Source organism: Lysinibacillus capsici (genome assembly GCF_003367505.1).
Classification (GTDB): domain Bacteria; phylum Bacillota; class Bacilli; order Bacillales_A; family Planococcaceae; genus Lysinibacillus; species Lysinibacillus capsici.
In genome coordinates this window covers 60,142-78,904 of the sequence record NZ_PXXX01000006.1, presented here as the reverse complement: position 1 = coordinate 78,904, position 18,763 = coordinate 60,142, and the positions used below count along the sequence as shown (strand labels likewise).

Annotated in this window: 22 protein-coding genes; 7 read left to right on the top strand and 15 right to left on the bottom strand. The window is 37.8% G+C overall.

The annotated features are described in order from the left end of the window. Nucleotides 1-115: 115 nt before the first annotated feature. The gene (locus tag C7B89_RS02510) at nucleotides 116-505 is read left to right on the top strand and encodes a RidA family protein (protein ID WP_054549691.1); all 390 of its coding nucleotides are present in this window, start codon (nucleotides 116-118) and stop codon (nucleotides 503-505) included. 89 nt (nucleotides 506-594) lie between these two features. On the opposite strand, the gene C7B89_RS02505 is transcribed toward C7B89_RS02510, so the two are convergent. Continuing rightward, nucleotides 595-1,176 carry a TetR/AcrR family transcriptional regulator gene (locus C7B89_RS02505; RefSeq protein WP_048394004.1) on the bottom strand — a complete coding sequence of 194 codons (582 nt, stop codon included), beginning with the start codon at nucleotides 1,174-1,176 and terminating at the stop codon, nucleotides 595-597. 248 nt (nucleotides 1,177-1,424) lie between these two features. On the opposite strand from C7B89_RS02505, the gene C7B89_RS02500 reads away from it, so the two are divergent. From C7B89_RS02500 to C7B89_RS02490, 3 genes are read left to right on the top strand one after another with little or no spacing between them, the layout of a single operon-like run. Then, nucleotides 1,425-2,630, top strand: coding sequence for an MFS transporter (locus C7B89_RS02500; protein ID WP_103118961.1), 1,206 nt, complete (start codon nucleotides 1,425-1,427; stop codon nucleotides 2,628-2,630). A 23-nt stretch (nucleotides 2,631-2,653) separates the two neighbouring features. After that, nucleotides 2,654-3,727 carry an LLM class flavin-dependent oxidoreductase gene (locus C7B89_RS02495; RefSeq protein WP_103118962.1) on the top strand — a complete coding sequence of 358 codons (1,074 nt, stop codon included), beginning with the start codon at nucleotides 2,654-2,656 and terminating at the stop codon, nucleotides 3,725-3,727. A gap of 28 nt (nucleotides 3,728-3,755) precedes the next feature. Further along, nucleotides 3,756-4,697, top strand: a complete 942-nt coding sequence (locus C7B89_RS02490; protein WP_115673117.1) for an alpha/beta hydrolase — start codon at nucleotides 3,756-3,758, stop codon at nucleotides 4,695-4,697. Between the two features lie 137 nt (nucleotides 4,698-4,834). Here C7B89_RS02490 and C7B89_RS02485 read toward each other — a convergent pair whose 3' ends face one another. The 4 genes from C7B89_RS02485 to C7B89_RS02465 form a co-directional block, all read right to left on the bottom strand. After that, nucleotides 4,835-5,773, bottom strand: a complete 939-nt coding sequence (locus tag C7B89_RS02485) for a ring-cleaving dioxygenase (RefSeq protein WP_115673161.1) — start codon at nucleotides 5,771-5,773, stop codon at nucleotides 4,835-4,837. Nucleotides 5,774-5,848: 75 nt separating this feature from the next. Further along, complete coding sequence (locus C7B89_RS02480; protein WP_004231581.1) at nucleotides 5,849-6,442, bottom strand: NADPH-dependent FMN reductase; 594 nt, start codon at nucleotides 6,440-6,442, stop codon at nucleotides 5,849-5,851. A gap of 137 nt (nucleotides 6,443-6,579) precedes the next feature. After that, a complete protein-coding gene (locus C7B89_RS02475; protein ID WP_103118964.1) occupies nucleotides 6,580-6,924 on the bottom strand; it encodes a YunG family protein in 345 nt (114 codons plus the stop codon). Between the two features lie 216 nt (nucleotides 6,925-7,140). Continuing rightward, a complete protein-coding gene (locus C7B89_RS02465; RefSeq protein WP_054549696.1) occupies nucleotides 7,141-7,560 on the bottom strand; it encodes an Lrp/AsnC family transcriptional regulator in 420 nt (139 codons plus the stop codon). A 110-nt stretch (nucleotides 7,561-7,670) separates the two neighbouring features. On the opposite strand from C7B89_RS02465, the gene C7B89_RS02460 reads away from it, so the two are divergent. Continuing rightward, nucleotides 7,671-8,075, top strand: a complete 405-nt coding sequence (locus C7B89_RS02460; protein ID WP_048393996.1) for a carboxymuconolactone decarboxylase family protein — start codon at nucleotides 7,671-7,673, stop codon at nucleotides 8,073-8,075. 40 nt (nucleotides 8,076-8,115) lie between these two features. Here the strand turns inward: C7B89_RS02460 and C7B89_RS02455 are convergent, their stop codons facing one another. Together C7B89_RS02455 and C7B89_RS02450 are read right to left on the bottom strand one after the other, a co-directional pair. Further along, on the bottom strand, nucleotides 8,116-8,535 hold the full coding sequence (locus C7B89_RS02455) for an Rrf2 family transcriptional regulator (protein WP_103118966.1): 420 nt from the start codon (nucleotides 8,533-8,535) through the stop codon (nucleotides 8,116-8,118). 103 nt (nucleotides 8,536-8,638) lie between these two features. Beyond that, nucleotides 8,639-9,166: a cupin domain-containing protein gene (locus C7B89_RS02450; protein ID WP_048393994.1), complete on the bottom strand. Its 528-nt coding sequence runs from the start codon at nucleotides 9,164-9,166 to the stop codon at nucleotides 8,639-8,641. A 117-nt stretch (nucleotides 9,167-9,283) separates the two neighbouring features. Between C7B89_RS02450 and C7B89_RS02445 the strand changes: the two genes are divergently transcribed. Beyond that, nucleotides 9,284-9,745, top strand: a complete 462-nt coding sequence (locus C7B89_RS02445; RefSeq protein ID WP_115673116.1) for an SMI1/KNR4 family protein — start codon at nucleotides 9,284-9,286, stop codon at nucleotides 9,743-9,745. A 26-nt stretch (nucleotides 9,746-9,771) separates the two neighbouring features. Here C7B89_RS02445 and C7B89_RS02440 read toward each other — a convergent pair whose 3' ends face one another. The 5 genes from C7B89_RS02440 to C7B89_RS23515 form a co-directional block, all read right to left on the bottom strand. After that, nucleotides 9,772-10,893, bottom strand: coding sequence for a serine hydrolase (locus C7B89_RS02440; RefSeq protein ID WP_103118968.1), 1,122 nt, complete (start codon nucleotides 10,891-10,893; stop codon nucleotides 9,772-9,774). A 13-nt stretch (nucleotides 10,894-10,906) separates the two neighbouring features. After that, the gene (locus tag C7B89_RS23190) at nucleotides 10,907-11,041 is read right to left on the bottom strand and encodes a DUF4303 domain-containing protein (protein ID WP_167444820.1); all 135 of its coding nucleotides are present in this window, start codon (nucleotides 11,039-11,041) and stop codon (nucleotides 10,907-10,909) included. A gap of 78 nt (nucleotides 11,042-11,119) precedes the next feature. Further along, a complete protein-coding gene (locus C7B89_RS02435; RefSeq protein WP_048393990.1) occupies nucleotides 11,120-11,563 on the bottom strand; it encodes an SRPBCC family protein in 444 nt (147 codons plus the stop codon). Between the two features lie 123 nt (nucleotides 11,564-11,686). Continuing rightward, nucleotides 11,687-13,135 (bottom strand): Msr family ABC-F type ribosomal protection protein, encoded by a 1,449-nt coding sequence (locus C7B89_RS02430; protein ID WP_115673115.1) that lies wholly within the window; start codon nucleotides 13,133-13,135, stop codon nucleotides 11,687-11,689. A gap of 277 nt (nucleotides 13,136-13,412) precedes the next feature. Beyond that, nucleotides 13,413-13,457 (bottom strand): erythromycin resistance leader peptide, encoded by a 45-nt coding sequence (locus tag C7B89_RS23515; protein WP_112118014.1) that lies wholly within the window; start codon nucleotides 13,455-13,457, stop codon nucleotides 13,413-13,415. Nucleotides 13,458-13,659: 202 nt separating this feature from the next. On the opposite strand from C7B89_RS23515, the gene C7B89_RS02420 reads away from it, so the two are divergent. Further along, complete coding sequence (locus C7B89_RS02420) at nucleotides 13,660-14,499, top strand: YitT family protein (protein ID WP_036079667.1); 840 nt, start codon at nucleotides 13,660-13,662, stop codon at nucleotides 14,497-14,499. 263 nt (nucleotides 14,500-14,762) lie between these two features. Here the strand turns inward: C7B89_RS02420 and C7B89_RS02415 are convergent, their stop codons facing one another. From C7B89_RS02415 to C7B89_RS02405, 3 genes are all read right to left on the bottom strand, one after another. After that, nucleotides 14,763-15,671, bottom strand: a complete 909-nt coding sequence (locus C7B89_RS02415; protein WP_048393986.1) for a D-alanine--D-alanine ligase — start codon at nucleotides 15,669-15,671, stop codon at nucleotides 14,763-14,765. Between the two features lie 12 nt (nucleotides 15,672-15,683). Beyond that, nucleotides 15,684-17,123 (bottom strand): MocR-like pyridoxine biosynthesis transcription factor PdxR, encoded by a 1,440-nt coding sequence (gene pdxR, locus C7B89_RS02410; protein ID WP_066037936.1) that lies wholly within the window; start codon nucleotides 17,121-17,123, stop codon nucleotides 15,684-15,686. A gap of 176 nt (nucleotides 17,124-17,299) precedes the next feature. Further along, nucleotides 17,300-18,754, bottom strand: a complete 1,455-nt coding sequence (locus C7B89_RS02405; RefSeq protein WP_054549704.1) for a sodium/proline symporter — start codon at nucleotides 18,752-18,754, stop codon at nucleotides 17,300-17,302. Nucleotides 18,755-18,763 lie beyond the last annotated feature (9 nt).

Genomic DNA, 18,763 nt, shown 5'->3' with positions numbered 1-18,763 from the left:
GCATATCCAATTTGTATGTTCTTTTATAATGGTATTTGTATAGAACTTTTATCAACTATTACTTTATGCTATTTTGATTAGAGATATAAATTAAACAGAGACAAGGACTGATTCTATGAAAATTGCGAGAAACCCTCAGAACATTCATCCACCCGTTGCTCCTTATGTTCATCAAATTGAGGTGACGGGACCTCAGAGATGGTTAACATTATCAGGACAAATTGGCATGATAGCTGATGGATCTATACCTGAAGATGCAATAGCTCAATTGAAGATAGCACTTGAAAATATTAAAAGAAATCTAGATAGTGCCGATATGGAGGTTCAAGATATTACAAAGCTCGTCTTTTATTTAGTGGGGGATATGGATGCTATTCAACGTAAGGAAATTATCAGTGACTTCTTGGGGGAACATCTTCCATGCACAACATTAATGTATGTCGTTGCACTCGCTACGCCAGCTTTAAAGGTTGAGATTGACGCATGGGCTTGTAAGGAATTATAAATTCATCCTATGTTTTATAAACTAAATTTGTGCATTTTTTTCTTATTTTTTCAATACCCCTTTAGCAGTGCTAAAGGGGTATTGCCTTATTATTTAAGTAATGTCAGCGTCGTTGCAATGGCGTTATCAACAAACGAGCGTTGTGGCTGCGATTTCAGCATAACTGTTAACCCTATTAACGCAACAATTAATGCTTGCGCTAAAGACTTTGAATCCGTGTTCGCCTCTAGTTCTCCTGATTGAATTCCCCGTTCAATTGTCTCCTGAAAAATTACTGATAGATAGAGTTGATGCTCTCTTGTCAAAATCTCGAACTTCTCATCATGTGGAGCTAATTCAACCATTGTATTGATACAAAAACAGCCATTACTAAGATCTTTTGTATATTCAGCAGTAATCACATCTTCAAAAAATATAGAAAACGCCTGTTTTACAGAGGCATAACTTTGAAGTTTAGTCCGTATTTCGGATGCGCGAGTTGTCGTATATCTACGAAGGGCCGCTTCAAATAGTTCCTTTTTATCCCCAAACGTTGAATAAATACTAGGACGCTGAATCCCCATTCTAGTAGTAAGATCACTTAAAGAAGTTGCTTCATATCCCTTCTCCCAAAATAATTGCATTGCTGCCTCTAACACTTTTGCCTCATCAAATTCCCGAGTTCTTGCCATTATAGATACACCCCCATTTGGAAAAAATAGTAAGTTAATCATTGAATTTTACGATACTAAACAGTATGTAATTATTTTATATCTGGCTTTTTTTATTGTCAATTTCATTTCATCAACCGAAATAAAAAGAAAATATATACCAAATAAATATTGACAAATCCAATGTAGTTAAGATATATTTACCAATAATTATTTTGTACCGAACGGTATGTTATAATTACAATTCAATTAGAAAGGGAGGTTACAATGTGAACAATGCAAATGATGATGCAATTCATATAAATCAATCATCTTCTATATCCCGAGCTGTAACATTATTATTCGCTACAGCCTGCGGAATGTCTGTCGCCAATATTTATTTTGCTCAGCCGCTGCTAGATGAATTATCGAATGATTTTGCTATTGATCAATCAATTATTGGTTTGATTATTACTGTCACACAAATTTTCTATGGGCTAGGCTTACTTCTTCTAGTTCCACTTGGAGATTTACTAAACCAACGACGCTTGATTATTGGACAAATGCTATTGTCCTCTGTTGCTTTGCTTCTAGTCGGTACTGCCTCCTATGTTGTAGTGCTATTTGCGGGTATGGCCTTAGTTGGTCTACTTGCAGTCGTGACTCAAACCCTTGTTGCGTTCGCTGCAACTATGGCTTCCTCTACAGAACGTGGTCGTGTCGTAGGCATTGTTACAAGCGGCATTGTCATTGGCATACTACTTGCTCGTACCTTTGCTGGGTTAGTAACAGATCTTGCAGGGTGGCGTTCTGTCTATCTAGCCTCCGCCGCGTTCATGCTTCTAATGAGTGGTATGTTTTTAAAAGTTTTACCAAGGGGCGAACGTGAAGTAAAATCAATCACCTATTCTCAGCTAATTCAATCCGTGTTTACGCTGTTTATTCAAGAGCGAACATTACGTATCCGCTCTATTCTAGCCATGCTAATTTTCGCTGATTTTAGTATTTTGTGGACGTCCCTTGTTCTACCACTTAGTTCACCACCATTGGCTCTATCACACACTGTAATTGGCGCTTTTGGTCTTGTAGGTGTGGCAGGGGCATTAGCTGCTGCACAAGCGGGTAAACTTGCTGACCAAGGCTATGGACAAAGAACGACAGGTATTGCTTTAACGCTTTTACTTATCTCCTGGATATTTATTAATTATTTAGATAAGTCATTCTTGGCATTAATTATTGGCATTGTGTTACTAGACTTGGCAGTACAGGCAGTACATGTCACAAACCAGACGATGATTCTCCCATTACGTATAGAAGCACGAAGTCGACTGACCGCAGGCTATATGGTGTTCTATTCTATTGGTAGTGCTGGCGGTTCAATCGCTTCAACTCAGATGTATGCACATTATGGTTGGGGAGGGGTTTGCTTACTCGGAGCCTCTATTAGTACAATTGCTCTTCTTTTTTGGGCAATAACCAAACGATTTACTAAATAAAATTAGACTTGGAGAGATAACAAATGGAAATAGGAATTACTTCTTTCGTAGAAACAAGACCAGATGTTCACAGTGGTGAATTAATTAGTCATGCACAGCGTTTACGTGAAGTAGTAGAAGAAATCATTCTTGCAGATCAAGTAGGATTGGATGTCTTTGGCATTGGTGAGCATCATCGTGAAGACTATGCCGCCTCTTCTCCAGCAATGGTGCTATCTGCTGCTGCTTCTCAAACGAAAAACATTCGACTCACAAGTGCTGTAACAGTCCTTTCTTCGGCAGATCCTGTGCGTGTTTTTCAGGATTTTGCCACATTGGATGGACTATCAAATGGACGTGCAGAGATCATGGCAGGTCGTGGTTCTTTTATCGAATCCTTCCCCTTATTTGGCTACGATTTACATGATTATGATGAATTATTTGAGGAACATTTAGACTTACTACTTAGCATTCGTCAGTCTGAGAAAGTAGTTTGGGAAGGTAGACATCGTCCAGCAATCAATCATTTAGGTGTGTATCCTAGACCTGTTCAAAAATCTCTCCCAATCTGGGTGGCTAGTGGAGGAAACCAACAATCTGCTATGCGTGCTGGCCTTTTAGGATTACCCCTTATGCTAGCAATAATTGGTGGCAGCCCAATGCAATTTGCACCGATTGTACAGCTATATAAAAAGGCAGCACTTCATGCAGGTCATGATTTATCAAAACTTCAGGTAGGTTCTCATTCAATAGGTTTCGTTGGACCGAATACGGAATGGGCAGCAGACACATTTTTCCCATCAACAATGGCTGGTATGAATAAATTAGGCAAGGAAAGAGGCTGGCCTTATTATGACCGTTCTAGTTATGATGCTGCAAGAAGCTTTGAAGGGGCATTATATGTTGGTGATCCAGATACAGTTGCTGAAAAAATTATTCATCTTCGTAAACATGTAGGAATTACACGGTTTATGCTATACGTTCCTTTAAGTACCATGCCGCATGATCAAGTCATGCAAGCTATAGAACTGCTTGGAACAGAAGTTGCTCCCCGTGTACGTGAAGAAGTCGCTAAATGGGAAGCTGAAATGGCTCTAGAAGGAAAGCCATTTCTTTAAGATTCATTATTCAACAGGAGGAGTATATATGACCATCATTAACCGAATTTTACCAGAATTAAGGCAGGCTTACTCAGAATTTCCTGGCTTTCGATTGGAGGAGGATTTAACTTGGAGTCGAGGTCTCTTGTCCAATCCACCTTCAAAAAAATCAGAAGATGTACTTACGACCAACTGTATGATTCCTAGAGGTGACGGGGACGAAATGCTGGTTAAAATCTATGAACCAGCTAAACGGGAGCAGGATAAACTTCCAGCTATGCTTTGGATTCACGGAGGTGGCTTTGTCATGGGGCACCCTGATATGGATGATGTTTTATGTGAACGCTTTGTTGAGACAGCTAACTGCGTTGTCGTATCCATTGATTACCGACTAGCGCCTGAACATCCCTACCCAGCGGCTATTGAAGATTGTTATACTGGATTAGTTTGGTTGACTAATGAGCACCAATCACTTGGTATCGATGTCAAACGGGTGGCAATTGCTGGAGCAAGCGGTGGAGGAGGATTAACAGCAGCACTTGCATTAATGGCTCGTGATAAAGGAGGACCATCAATTATATTCCAGATGCCACTGTATCCGATGCTTGATAACCGAAATGTAACACCTTCCAGCTATGAGATTATTGATGATCATGCAACATGGAGTAGAACAAATAATTTAACTGCTTGGCATTTGTACTTAGGAGAGGAGAAGGACATCAATGCCCGTTCTCCGTATGCGGTCCCTGCAAGAGCTGAAAATTTAACAGGATTACCGCCAGCCTATATATGTATTGGCCAACTTGATTTATTTCGTGATGAAACCATTGATTATGTAACACGTCTTGCACAGGCAGGAGTGGACGTTGAATTCCACCTCTACCCTGGCAGTTACCATTGCTTTGAGGTCTTTGTGCCTGAAGCAAAAGTAAGTCAACAGGCTATTCAGAACTATTTAGATGCCATGGCAGGTGCACTCAATTTTTGATTAGCACTTCGCCTTCTAATAATAAAAAATGCGAAAATGTTGGCTATCAACATTTTCGCATTAATTGAAAATCTATTGTGGACGTTCTATCTCATAAATCCCGCAAACTTTAGCTTAGCTTGATCCTGCAAACCCGCTTAATCAAGCTCACGCACTTTAATCGGGATTAATGTTCTTTCTAGTTGTTCACGATGTTGCTCGTATTGAGGTGGCAACATTAATTGGCTACCCATTGTCTCTGGTGTCTCGTCATGAGCAAATCCAGGAGGATCTGTAGCGATTTCAAATAAGATTTCGCCAGGTTCACGGAAATAAATCGCATTAAAATAATTACGATCTTTTACTTCTGTTACATGTTGTCCATGATTCATCACATACTCTTGCCATTCTAAATGATCTGTATTATCTTGGGCTCTCCACGCAATATGATGCACAGTTCCTACACCCATTTGGCCCCCTTGACCTGCAACTGTTTTTAAATCCACTGTATTGCCGATCTCTGCACTAGAAGTAAAACGCGTATAGTCACCTTCCGTCGCTACCTTTTCAAGACCCATTACTTCTGTTAAAACTTTGGCAGTTTCTTCAGGGTGACTTGAGAATAGTGTAGCTCCACCAAATCCTTTGATAGCAACCTCAGGTGTTACTTCACCAAATGACCATTCGTTGTGCCCGCCTTTCGCACGTGCCACGAGTTCAATATGCAAACCATGTGGATCATCGAATTGAATGACTTGCTCACCAAAACGTTCAGCTTTTTGGAAAGGAATCGAGTATTTCGCTAAGCGATTAACCCAAAATGGCAGTGCTCCTTCTGGTACAACATACGTTGTAACGCCAACCTGACCATCACCAATACGTCCTTGATAAGCATTAGCCCAAGGGAAGAAGGTAATGATTGTTCCTGGTTTCCCACCTTTGTCACCGAAATATAAATGATATGTGCCCGGATCATCAAAGTTTACTGTTTGTTTTACTAAACGTAAGCCTAATACTCCCGCATAAAAATCAATATTCTCTTGCGGATGTCCTACGATCGCTGTGATATGGTGTATACCTGCTGTATGTTTTTTCATGTTAACAAGCCCTTTCATGACTATATTTCTCACCTATACTATGCCCTATTTATACCTACCTCAATCTGTAAAAGCTTAGCGAATTGTATACAACGCTTTAGACCATGGGATCAATTGATCTAACATTTGGTTTACTGAATCTATTTGTACTTCTTTTGGTTTAAATTCTGTGCCATTTTCAAAATCTGTGAATAATGATAGTGCTGGATGAACACGCACATCTGCGATTAAAAGCTCACCCATAATCCCACGTAAATGTTCTGCTGCACGAGCACCGCCAACAGAACCATAAGATACGATTCCAGCTGCTTTGTTATTCCATTCAACACGTAAGTAGTCTAGTGCATTTTTTAATGCCCCTGTAATAGAGTGATTGTATTCTTGTACGATGAATACAAAACCATCTTGTTTAGCAATAATTTCTGACCAACCTTGTGCTCCTGAAGCATCCTGTCCTGGCTCACCTAATAATGGTAATTTATAATCAGCAATATCAATCACTGTATAATTGGCATCTCCACGTTGATCTGCAATTTCCTTTACCCACTGTGCTACTTGAGGGCTTACACGCCCCTCACGAGTTGATCCAATAATAATACCGATATTTAATTCTGCCATTGTTTGTTCCTCCTCTTTTTTTGTACGAAATAATTTATTAAAAAACCCCATAATTGTACCTCCTGGCGAAGCTAAAGGTTCGAATTCATTTATCTTGAATTTATTTATCTTGAATTCGAGATAATAATAACACGATATTTTTATAAACGTCAACAACTTTGTTTTGAAAATTAAAAAGGCAGAGATAATTAATTCTCTGCCTTCCCTAAAAGCTTATAAACTTGTGTTTTTAGATAACGATATTGACTATCATTAGTATCTTGAAAAGCCTCTATCCTATTTGAATCAATATCTTGGTAGTCGATTAGATATGGAAATTGTTCCTCGGAGAAATCCTTTCTTTCTCCATTAATAATATTATAAAAATGCCAGCCTTCCTCAAGAAATGTCTTCCTAATTTCTCCGCCAAGAATATCCTGCACAACTAATGAAGTGACGCCACATTGTCCTTTTGCAGGGTTGTCCACACTCCATTTAGAACTTGATTGAATGGACCATGATTTTCTTAAGGCATTTAATACGTCTTTTTCCATGCAAAAACTCCTTTCAAACACTTTAAAATGGAACTTCATCCATTCTTATTGGTGTCGACTTCCCTACTACCCAGTCATCTTTAATAGCACCATAGACAATACTATCTGTCACAGTACCATCTTCATTTTCCCAAGCATTTATTTTGCACTAATAAATGTACTAAACCATCAATTTCTTCTTCAAATAATTTGATTTCCATACATATCTCCCTTCATCTAAACGTCTTCACATATATCTGAAAAAATAAAGTTAGTTTTCGTATGTGCATATGGCTGTAATGCATCAATAAACTGCTCTACATCAGGAAAAGATTGAAAATGCCCCTTTAATAAAAAACATGACTCACCTGAAATGCGATAGCAGAAGTCTATATTTGTATAAACCTTCAGATGTTCTTTAAAGTCTGCATAGCGGTTATTTTTGATTGTCGCTTCAACAATAGCGTCAATTGGATAACCCAATGCTTTTTTATTAATATCCAATGTATACCTCTTAATAACGTTCTGTTCCTCTAATTGCCGTATTCTTTCGCGAACTGCTGGTGCAGATAAGTGAACCCTTCTCCCTAGTTCGCTCATAGAAATTCGACTATCTTCTTTTAATTCTTTAAGTATCATTTCGTTAATGAAATCCATTTTGTAAATACCCCTTCTTTTTGAAGGAAAACAATCATATTTCCCTTCGAATTGATATGTTAACTTCGTTATGAACATTTTACACTAATTAATAGAAGGAGGAATGATTGATGACACTTATTCAATTATATGACAAGGGCTTAACACCCTTTCAACAATTATTAGGCTACAACAAGGGAATTCAGCTGCACTGGCAGCAGTTGGGGGAGGTACTCGAAAAAGACGGGCATCTATCCGCTTCATTAAAAGAAGAGGTTCGAAAAACTTTAGCTCAAAAAAATGGCTGTCAGTATTGTCAGGCAAAAGGCAAGCCTGATCCCCAGAACTATGATGAGAAAACGGCAGTATGCACAGGTTTTGCGGAAGCATTCTTAGCTGCTAAGGGGCACACCGCCCCCAACGTCACGGCTGTATTAAAGGACTATTTAACAGAAGCCGAGATTAGCGAGCTACTAGCATTTATTTGCTTCACGACAGCACAGCAATATTTTGGCGCACTCATGCAATTAAAATAATAAGGAGCTAGGGGCGAAACCCTAGTTCCTTTCCCAGCTGCTATCCTTTTAATTCCATTTTATTAGCTATATCTATAATAAATTTCCTACTAAGCTCTTCTTTCATATTATTTTCAGCATCCACCATCACTTGTTCAATGAGACAGCCTTGATGATGGAAGGAATGATCGTGTTCAGAGGAACAACTAAATAATGAGGTTTGTCCTTCAATTGCATATATCACATCTAAAAACGATATTTCATGGGGGCGCTTAGAAATTCGATAACCACCGTTGACACCTGGGTTCGACTCAATTAAACCTGCCTTCACAAGCTTAGTTAATATTTTGGAAAGATAGGTTGGAGATAATTTTTGCATTTCTGCTAAAGACTCTACACTCATTGATTTCCCTTTAGGATTGAGTGTTAAAAACACCATTGTATGTAAAGCATAATTTGTTGCTTTTGAATACTTCATCATTCATCACCCTTCATTCAGGACCTTTATTATCTGCAATTAAAACACATTCTATCATAATTCAAGAAAAAAGCATGTTTTGTATGAAAACACGCTTTTATGATCCCTAGTCATGCTGTCCATAACCCGCTTCTCCAGCAAGAGCATCAGCCTTTGTTACTTGTACAGTCCCAAATGGATGATTTGGTGGCGCATAAATCGTGTAAAGCTTTAGTGGTTTATCCCCTGTATTCGTAACATTATGCCATGTTCCTGCTGGTACCATAATAGCCGTATCTTCTGCGACATGTCTCTGATAGTTTAAATAATCTCTAGTTGGCCCCATTTGAGTTAATCCATGCCCCTCCTCAATACAAATGAATTGGTCCACATGTGGGTGTACTTCTAAACCAATATCTTCTCCGACATTAAGACTCATCACCGTTACTTGTAAGTTTGACCCTGTCCACAATGCTGTACGATAATTTTTATTGCGCTTTGTAGCCTCTTCAATGTCGATAACAAATGGTGTTGGTCCAAAATCATTCTGGACATTACTTCTTGGCGCTCGTTCTGCCTGATTTGGATAGGCCCAATAAACAGGTTGATAACCGTAATGATACGATTGATAATTACCGTAATAAGGGTGGTACATTTATCTCAATCCTCTCATGCATGATAACGCTATAGTATGCAGCTGAATGAAAGAAGGTACTCACATGTAGTGTGACTTAATTGAGTAATCTTTATATAGAGACTGGAGGTAGATACAGTGTATGCTAGATTAACAGAAAAACTTGCAGGCACTCCTGCAATTAAATGGTTTTCTGGACACGTTGTTAAACATGAATGGATTGTAGAAGTGGAAGCAGAGTTAGGATTTGAATTACCACCATCCTATTGCTGGTGGTTAAAAAATTATGGCAATGGGCAACTGAATGGTGGATCTATTCTCTCAATCGGTCCACCAGCATACAGAGACATCAATGATCATGATATTCTCTATATACATCGTCTTAACTTGGCTGATGAGGAGTGGTGTAAACAATTTCCGAATAGATTGGATTTATTTATTCCAGACTCTGACGAATTGTACTTCTTTGATCGTTCGTCTAAAGATGAACACGACGAATTTCCAGTTATGTGCTATGACTTAATGAATGACATGATCTATGAATATGCCTCTTCTTTCTCAGAATTTCTTGAAAAACTGATTGATGAGCGTAGTCAATAGTATGAGTTGCCTTATCTATGGGCAACTCACAACTCGGAAAATTCCTCTTTCAAGCGCTTACGAAATTTATCATCTGTAAGAAATTTCAATTGAAAACTATTCATACTATTTGAGAGCTTAATCTGCTCCATTGTATTTAAGTTGTTAGCAAAAAAGGCTATCTCTGTTTGATTTCCATCTTTATCTTCCGCATAGGCTGCTAGTGTTAACACAAATGCCGTCGACCCTCCCTTTTGACCAGCATGTTTTAACCATGCTTGATTTCTAGGATTCTGCATCAATTGCTCCAACACGGGATCTAAATATTTATGTACTTCTGCGCTAAAGAAATTTTTACCATTCAATTTTTCTAAAATAGAGATGTAATCACTTGTTGTGGCCCTTATTAAACGATCAGACCATATCTTTTGAAAATCCATATTGAGCATTTTTTGAGCTTTTGTTTTCTCCTCAATTGTTAAAGGATGTTCTATCCAATTCGAATGAATAGCCAATGCACGCTCACGATATTCAACCATATCCATTTTTCGTAAAGCAGTTAATGTTGCTTTTTTCGTTAAATTTTTTTCCTCCATCAAGTGAATGGGAATATAAAGTGCACTTACAATTGGATACAAAGGTTCATGATCCTCTACATTTAACTGTGTAAGCACATCATTAATTATTTGAAAGTCTAATACATGCATTAAATATTCCGTATTTGCATTGGAGCTATAGGCAATCATGCCATTTGCTACTTCACTTAAAGGTACACTATCTGCACCCTGAAGGTTTAACTGCGCCAACCATGCTTTATGTGCGCCGCCATCTGTTTTAGGAATGTAAAATGCCTCTAACTCCTTTAGATTTACTTGCTCTTTAGGATTAATACGGCCATCAGCTGCTTGTTGCGCATAGGCGATGGCTACGATTATTTTAACCGTACTTGCTAACGGTAGCTGTTCCTTGGTGTTTAGCTCCACCCAATGTTGTTGATTATATTGAATGGCTACGGAAATATTTTTATCCTCTTTATGTTCCTTGATAAATTGCACGATATATTCAGGATCGTTCTTCTTGATTTCTTTTTGAAACTTCCAAAAAATAATGCTACATACAAAACCTATACAAACCAAAACACCGCCAATCATCCAATACAACTTTTTCATATTCATCCCTCCATCACTCAGCTGCTTCTAACAACCATTGCTGTAATACTTTAGACGACTGGTTATTTAATCGTAATGCTATTTCTGTTTTTATTTCTGGAGGCATCACTTCAACAAGTATGCATACAGAATCCCTTGCTTGATTCACCTCGAATAACCCTTCTTAGCACAAACTAATTCAGCTCCAATTGCTCGATGATATCGATCGTTGACATACCTCTCCTCCTTAATGAATTAGAGAAGCTCGTAAATTGCTAACCCCATTTTCTAAATATCCTTTGAGGCATGTTAATGTATAGACCCAACCCTCTTTTTGGCCCATCATTTTTGTCACAATTTCTGGGTCATGTGCATTTAACCCAGATTCTACAACAGTAATAATTGTTTCACTTTGTGATTCTTCAAAAGAGATGGCAACCATTGTCACTTCGCCATGCTCTTCTCCCCAAACAAACACAATTTTTTTATTCATCTCCATTTCAAGCACAGTGATCACACCCTCTGCACCATACTCCTCATATTTAAGCGTGATTCTTTTACCTTCTGCCCATCTTTCGGAACTGCTAGAAAACCAATAATGACCGATTTCAGTAGGGGAAATAATGGCTTCAAATACTTTATGGGCTGGTTGATTGATTTTTAGTTTCGTCGTCACATCCGTATTTATCATCATTCATCATCCTTTTTCATATTGTCTATCTACACCTTCGCCGAAATTTTCCATTAACCTTCCTTACTAATAAAAATTCACTAAAAAAGGTGCGATTCTCCTAATGGAATCGCACCTTTTCACTTAAAGTATTTTTTTATTATGAACAGTAAACTGAATATCTGCTACATTGTCGATAAAATTTTTATCATGTGTGACAAAGATTATTGTTCCCTCATAAGCAGCTATAAATTGTTCAAGGGCTTCTAGTGCTTGAATATCTAAGAAATTAGTTGGTTCATCCAACAGCAAAATATTATAATTTCCTAAAAATAGCTGACAAAGCTGAAGGCGTATGGCCTCACCACCACTAAGTGTGGTAATTTTCTTTTGTAAATCAGTGCCAGCAAACTGCATGGAATGAAGTACGCTTCGTAATAAACTTTCATCATATTCAGAGCGATTCTTTAAAAATTGTAGCACTGTTTCCTCACCAGCAAATTGGTAGCTCATCTGATGAAAATAACCTATTTTAGCCTTTGGAGAAATAGTTATTCCCTCACCATTATTGGCTATATGTTTTAGTAATGTACTTTTACCACTACCATTGTTACCCTTAAGCGCAATTTTTTTACCTAACGGGATTTGGAAGCTGACCTCGTGTAATAGTACCTTATCTTGAGCATGTAAAGTGAATCGATCTGCCATAATGGGATACTTATTATGCAATTCCAAGGCTTTTGATTGTCGAAAAACAATTTTTCTTTCTTCCTGCACCGCTTCTGCTTTATGAAGCTTCCCTATCCGATGTTCGATAGCTTTTGCTGCACGCTGTACGGCTTTTTGACTTGTGCCTTTGGACTTTGTCATAAACATACGATTAGGTTTAGCGTTAGCCTCTCTTTTAGACATATTGCCTGCCTGAGCAATTTTTTCAGCTTTTTTCATTTTTTCATCTACAGCTTTTTCAAGTCTGCTCTTTTCTTTCAAGTATTGTTCATGAGCCTGATTTTGTTGATCTTGCTCTAATTGCTTTTGCATGGCATACTCGCTGTAATTCCCTGAGTAGATCGTTACCTTACCACCATCTACCTCCCATATCGTTGTAACCAGCTCATCTAGTACAGCACGATCATGGCTGATGAGTATGAGGGCCCCATAATAATAACGTAATTCATCTAATAAAAATGAGATGCCGAGTTGATCCAAATGTGTTGTCGGCTCATCAATAAGCAAAGCTTCCTCATAAGAAGTAAATAATTGTGCTAGCTTTAATCTTGTTTGCTCTCCACCACTTAATCCTTCAGAATACGTAGGTACTGCTAATTTCCCTAATAACTGTGGATCTGCCTCTATTAACGTTGGTGCCTCCATCTGTTCAAAGTATCCGAAATGAACATGCCTTTTCAATTTCCCACTTACTGGTTGTATCTTGCCAGCAAGTAACTTCATCAACGTACTTTTACCTGCACCATTTTTACCAACGATTCCTATTCGGTCAAATTGATGCACAGCTAATTTTTCAATATTTAATAGTTCTTTATCTAAATAAGTAACGACTACATTCTCTAACTCAAAGCAAACCTTTTCCATTTTGCTACCTCCCGAAATTGATCATTCCGTACCGATAGCGATGGTATCGATACGAGCTTTTAATCAAAGCTCGTATTAAAAGAATAATAGACTATACATTTCACTTTCCTCCCTACATTCAATAAAAAAACACAGACAAATTTGCCTGTGATGTAAAGTAAAAGAGATTTATTATAAGACAAGCGTCTCTTTTTTCTCATGATTATGAAGATGATTAAAAAAGGACAGACTATCCCATTTACTCTGGTGTCACAAAACAGCGTTTGGCCCTATTCAGTTACTGGTTCAACATTGGGAAACGTAGTCTCATAGCATGTGTCATTTTTTAATAACCCTCCTAGCATTGTTACGACTATTATAAATTCTGGCTATAATATGTCAAGTTTCCAAAGTTCTCTCTAAAGACACACTAATTACTGTCGATATATCACAAATGAACATTCCAAAAAGTATATCATTTGGTGAAAACCTGATATAGTATGGAATTTAAGAAAAATAAAATTTGATTTGGTGGTGTTATGTGAATGAAGAAATATGTTATCGATATTTTAATGATTATGCTTGGATCACTGCTTTTTGCCCTAGCAGTTAACTTATTTGTTATTCCTAATGATTTAGGTGAAGGTGGCGTAACAGGCTTAACGATTATTGCTTATTATCTGTTCGGATGGTCGCCAAGTATTGTCAGTTTTGTTATGAACGCAGCTTTACTTATCGTTGGTTATAAATTTTTAAATAGACAAACAACAATTTATACAATCATTGCGGTCTCATTCCATTCTTTATTTTTACATTTAACAGAAACGTGGTCTATCTCTTCAGATGAGATTATCGTCAATACAATTTTTGGTGGCGTATTTGCAGGAGTCGGTATTGGCTTGATTATCAGAGTTGGTGGTACAACAGCAGGTTCTACAATTTTAGCGAGAATCACTAACAAATATCTTGGATGGAGTATTAGCTATGGACTTTTATTCTTCGATTTAATTGTTGCTTTTTCATCCTATTTTATCATTGGTGCAGAGGCATTAATGCTAACAATTGTTATGCTATATGTTGGTACTAAGGTAATGGAGTTTGTTATTGAAGGAGTTAACCCTAAAAAGGCAGTTACCATTATCTCTAAAAAACCTGAAGACATTGCTGGACAGGTAACTGCTTATATGAATCGTGGGGTAACTGTGCTATCAGGTCATGGTTATTACACAAAGGAACAAAAGGAAATCCTGTATATTGTTATTAGTAAGCAAGAAGTTGTAAAGCTTAAAAAAATTGTCAAAGAAGTCGACAAGGATGCCTTTATTGCCATTCATGATGTAAGGGACGTTTTCGGAGAAGGCTTTATTGAATTAGCAAAATCATAAAACAGTCAAAACACCTTTTGTAGGTAACAACAAAAGGTGTTTTATGTTGTTAAAAAAGATTTCACTAGCAGAAAAAGAACTTTTGGCAAAGCGAAGTGTTGATTTACGTTCCGCCAGCGTCACTCAAATCACCATGTGCAAAAGAGTCTTTTCCTTATCTTTCATCCTAACAGTAACGATCGAATAACCAATTAGAAGTAGCTTGGAACGGATGTTCATTTTATCCTTTCACAAAAATTCTATTGGTGGTTTTGTTTTTCGATTTACCTATTTCTATCAATCTGTAAAGAGCTTTGGATAATGCTGTCTAATAGTGCTGAATAGCTGATTCCCGCAGCAAGGGCACTTTTTGGTAGTAGGCTATTTTGCGTCATGCCAGGCAACGTATTAACCTCCAACACATAAGGAACGCCATCCTTCATTAACATATCTACTCTTGCGTAGACACTGCATCTTAAAGCCTTGTAACTGATCATCGCAGCCTTTGCCACTCGGTCATGAATTGCAAGTGGTAGTTCCACAGGCTCCTCCACGGTAGAAGCATCGTCATATTTTGCCTGGTAGTCAAAAAATACTGCTGTATGTTTGATTGACAGGACTGGCAATAGCTGTTCATTGAGTATTGGGCATGTAATTTCGTCACCAATCAAATACTGCTCAATAATGATTTCGTTATCCCACTTAAATACTTCTGCAACCGCAGCCAATAAGGCACTCCGATCATGGACAATTTGAACACCCACACTAGAGCCGCCAGCATTTGGTTTAACTACAAGTGGATAACCCATAAGCTCTATATCCTGCAAGGGCAACTCCTCTTCCTTTATGAGATGCACCCAATCTGGAGTTGCGACACCTTCATATCGAAGGATTTTTTTTGCCATATTTTTATCCATGCACAAACTACTTGCTAGAAGACCGCTTCCTGTATAAGGAATACCCAACGTTTCTAGTACCCCCTGAATCGTACCATCTTCCCCGAACTTACCGTGAAGTGCTAACAAAGCCACATCAATATCACCTACCTTGTCAATTACCTCTTTGTTGTTATCTAATGTGATTGCCACAACTTCGTATTTTTGCTTATCTAATTGAGTGACCATTTCCTTACCTGTCATGATGGAAACCTGCTTTTCAGAGGAAGTACCACCCATAATTACGCCAACCTTCATTTTTTCAACTCCTCATAACGTTTTCAATGTATCACCAATAATTTGAATACCTCGAACAATATCGTCATCTGCTAAACGGGAAAAACCTAAACGAAATGTATTACTACCTCTTCCATTTGTATAAAATACATCACCTGGATAAAATACAACGCCCTTGTCATAGCATTTCTCAAGCAACAATCGTGCATCTACGTCCTCTTTTAGTTCTATAAAAAGGTGAAGCCCCCCATCCCCTGTTATCCTGCTATAGGGAATGTATTGGATACAAGCTTGACGGGCAAGCTCATATTTTTTCTTGTAAACAAATCTTGCTTTCTTTAAATATTTTTCAAAGTAACCATCCTGTAAATATTGATATAACACTGCCTGATCCAGTGTTGATGTATGAATTGTTCGAGCTCTTTTCATACTTTCCAAGCTATCAATTAACTCCCTATCTGCTAAAATCCAGCCAACACGTAAGCCTGGGAAAAGAATTTTAGAAAAGCTACCAATATAGACAATGTTATTACCTATACCGCTAAAAGCGATTAGTGGTGCCAAATGTGAGCTTGAATACCTTAATTCCTCATTAAAACCATCTTCTATAATGGGTATTTGATATTTGGAAAAAAGCTGAAAAATAGCACTCCTTTTCTCGGAGGAAGTGACAATTCCTGTTGGATTATGATAGGACGGGATAAGATAGGCAAAATCAAAGTCCTTATCTGCTAATGTTTTTTCCACCTGTTCCATGTCAATCCCGTCATCTTGCATATCGATGCCATGTACGTCTAACCCATGCAAACGGAAAAGCTTCAATGCTGCATGATGTGTAGGATTTTCACATAGTACACGCCCTGATTTTTTAGCTAAAGAGGACAATAAAATATCTAGACCTTCTGTAAAACCATTTGTAATTAAAATATCTTTATTAGAAATGTCCACACCTTTCATCTCCATATAGCTAAGAAGGTGGTCAATTAAGGGCTTATAGCCCTTGGCATAGCCATAGTTTAAGACAATATCTCCTTCAATGGACATCCTTATGAGAAATGCCCTTTTGAAATTTTCAACATCAAAAAGCTTTTCTTCTGGAGCTATACTAGTAAATGAAATCATGCCTTTTTTCCAGTGTATATCTTGTCGTATTAAATCAATTTCATCAGCTAATAAAGTTGTTTCATTCAGCCTTTGTTTCCAATCTATTTCAATAGAAGAAGTTTTCAATGTAGTAACCTTTCCGATAAAATGCCCTTTTCCTTTCACTGCATAGATGATGCCATCTAGCTCTAATTCGGCATATGCGTTCAGCACCGTGTTTCTACTGACCGCTAATAACTTACTAAGTTCACGGGTAGATGGAAGCTTTTGATGTTCCAACAGATGCCCCTTGACAATCATGTCTTGAACATAATCCTTCAATTGTACATAAACTGGTCGTTCATCCATAAGCTTAAAATCACTAAACACTTCCTAACCCCCTTGCTTCATTTTTGCATAAACCCTGATAACCAAAAAGGTCCACACATTATGTAATTTCCTGTTAGAGTGGTTGCTCTTCTTTCTATCATATTTCAATAGGGTCATAAGCATAAAAAGAAAACTCCTCTTTTGAGAAATATATCAGCAAAAAAGGAGTTTTATTATTATTTTAAAATATCATCCAGACCGTTTTCTTTTTTATCAGGACATACTAAGGACACCACAACTCCAACAATTAAGCAAATAAAGAATGTCGCTGCCTTGGCTGACACTACAGCCTCCATAGGTGACAGGGACCATACAATCGCACTAATAAAACCGACAATAATTGTAGCAATAACCCCAATGCCTGACACACGTTTCCAGAAAAAGATTAAAAGGATCACAACCGAAAATGTATTGCCAATCCCTGCCCATGCAAAGGATACTAAGCTATAAATTACAGAACCTGATTTGAGTGAAATGATAATACCCACAATCCCACTAATAACAGCTACTAGACGCGAAAGGTGAACTAATTTTTTGCTAGAAATATTCCAACGTAATGTTTTATGAATTATATCCTCACTTATCGATGTTGTGATGACTAACAATTGAGACGAAGCCGTTGACATAATAGCTGCTAAAATACCAGCCACAATAATTCCTGCAACCCAAGGTGGTAAAATTTCAAATACCATATGCGGCAATATCATTTCAGGATCTTCAATAGAACCTTGCTTATACAAAGTGGACGCGAAAATCGCAGATAAAAAGGCACCCACATAGACAATTAATGTCCAAATAATCGCCATATTACGGCCAGTAATTCGCTCTTTTTCAGTCGTAATAGCCATAAAGCGAGAGCTCAATTGAGGTTGCCCCCCAAGCCAGCCAAAGAACCAGGATAGATTTGTAAATAGCATCGCCCCTAAGGCAAGTCCATTTAAGCCTCCAACCCAACTATCCGCACCATTGCCCATTTGAGCTAGCTCTGTTGAAATGCTTAAACCTTGATGTTGAATTTCCATATAAGCTGCAATTGGTACAATAACAAACGAGATCAGCATTAAAAAACTTTGGATTGTATCTGTCCAAACAACGGACATAAATCCTCCCATACATGAATAGGCAATTATTATTGCTCCAATAATAATTGTTCCCCAAGTGATGTTGAGTCCTGAGAATGAATAAATCGTTTTACCCATCCCGGAAAATTGAGCTGCTAAATAGCAAACAAAGAATAACACCATTACTGCAGAAGCTAACCAACGAATTATATCTGCGTGCTTTGGAAATTTAACAGCAATATAATCTGTTAGGCTATTCACCTTATATTTTTGTTGCTCTGTCATAAAGCGCTTTGATAAAAATAGCCATGATGCAACAACGCCTAAAAGCATGCCAGATAAAATCCAAATGCCTGACAGCCCAGCCACATATATAAAGCCAATTGCCCCTAAAAACATATAGGCGGATTCACCCGTTGCACGTTCAGAAAAGGCTAACGCCCAGCCCGGTAGTTTATTTCCCCCTAGAAAGTAATCATTATGTGATAAATCTTTTTTACTGAAGTATATCCCCACTCCTAGCATAGCGAGTAAATAGATAAATATTTCAACATAAACAATTGTATGCATATACCCAAA

Excerpts from the sequence above, each read along its gene's own strand:
- C7B89_RS02510 (WP_054549691.1), top strand. The coding sequence starts at position 116 with ATGAAAATTGCGAGAAACCCTCAGAACATTCATCCACCCGTTGCTCCT.
- C7B89_RS02505 (WP_048394004.1), bottom strand. The coding sequence starts at position 1,176 with ATGGCAAGAACTCGGGAATTTGATGAGGCAAAAGTGTTAGAGGCAGCA.
- C7B89_RS02495 (WP_103118962.1), top strand. The coding sequence starts at position 2,654 with ATGGAAATAGGAATTACTTCTTTCGTAGAAACAAGACCAGATGTTCAC.
- C7B89_RS02490 (WP_115673117.1), top strand. The coding sequence starts at position 3,756 with ATGACCATCATTAACCGAATTTTACCAGAATTAAGGCAGGCTTACTCA.
- C7B89_RS02485 (WP_115673161.1), bottom strand. The coding sequence starts at position 5,773 with ATGAAAAAACATACAGCAGGTATACACCATATCACAGCGATCGTAGGA.
- C7B89_RS02480 (WP_004231581.1), bottom strand. The coding sequence starts at position 6,442 with ATGGGGTTTTTTAATAAATTATTTCGTACAAAAAAAGAGGAGGAACAA.
- C7B89_RS02475 (WP_103118964.1), bottom strand. The coding sequence starts at position 6,924 with ATGGAAAAAGACGTATTAAATGCCTTAAGAAAATCATGGTCCATTCAA.
- C7B89_RS02465 (WP_054549696.1), bottom strand. The coding sequence starts at position 7,560 with ATGGATTTCATTAACGAAATGATACTTAAAGAATTAAAAGAAGATAGT.
- C7B89_RS02460 (WP_048393996.1), top strand. The coding sequence starts at position 7,671 with ATGACACTTATTCAATTATATGACAAGGGCTTAACACCCTTTCAACAA.
- C7B89_RS02455 (WP_103118966.1), bottom strand. The coding sequence starts at position 8,535 with ATGATGAAGTATTCAAAAGCAACAAATTATGCTTTACATACAATGGTG.
- C7B89_RS02450 (WP_048393994.1), bottom strand. The coding sequence starts at position 9,166 with ATGTACCACCCTTATTACGGTAATTATCAATCGTATCATTACGGTTAT.
- C7B89_RS02440 (WP_103118968.1), bottom strand. The coding sequence starts at position 10,893 with ATGAAAAAGTTGTATTGGATGATTGGCGGTGTTTTGGTTTGTATAGGT.
- C7B89_RS02435 (WP_048393990.1), bottom strand. The coding sequence starts at position 11,563 with ATGATAAATACGGATGTGACGACGAAACTAAAAATCAATCAACCAGCC.
- C7B89_RS02430 (WP_115673115.1), bottom strand. The coding sequence starts at position 13,135 with ATGGAAAAGGTTTGCTTTGAGTTAGAGAATGTAGTCGTTACTTATTTA.
- C7B89_RS02420 (WP_036079667.1), top strand. The coding sequence starts at position 13,660 with ATGAAGAAATATGTTATCGATATTTTAATGATTATGCTTGGATCACTG.
- C7B89_RS02415 (WP_048393986.1), bottom strand. The coding sequence starts at position 15,671 with ATGAAGGTTGGCGTAATTATGGGTGGTACTTCCTCTGAAAAGCAGGTT.
- C7B89_RS02405 (WP_054549704.1), bottom strand. The coding sequence starts at position 18,754 with ATGCATACAATTGTTTATGTTGAAATATTTATCTATTTACTCGCTATG.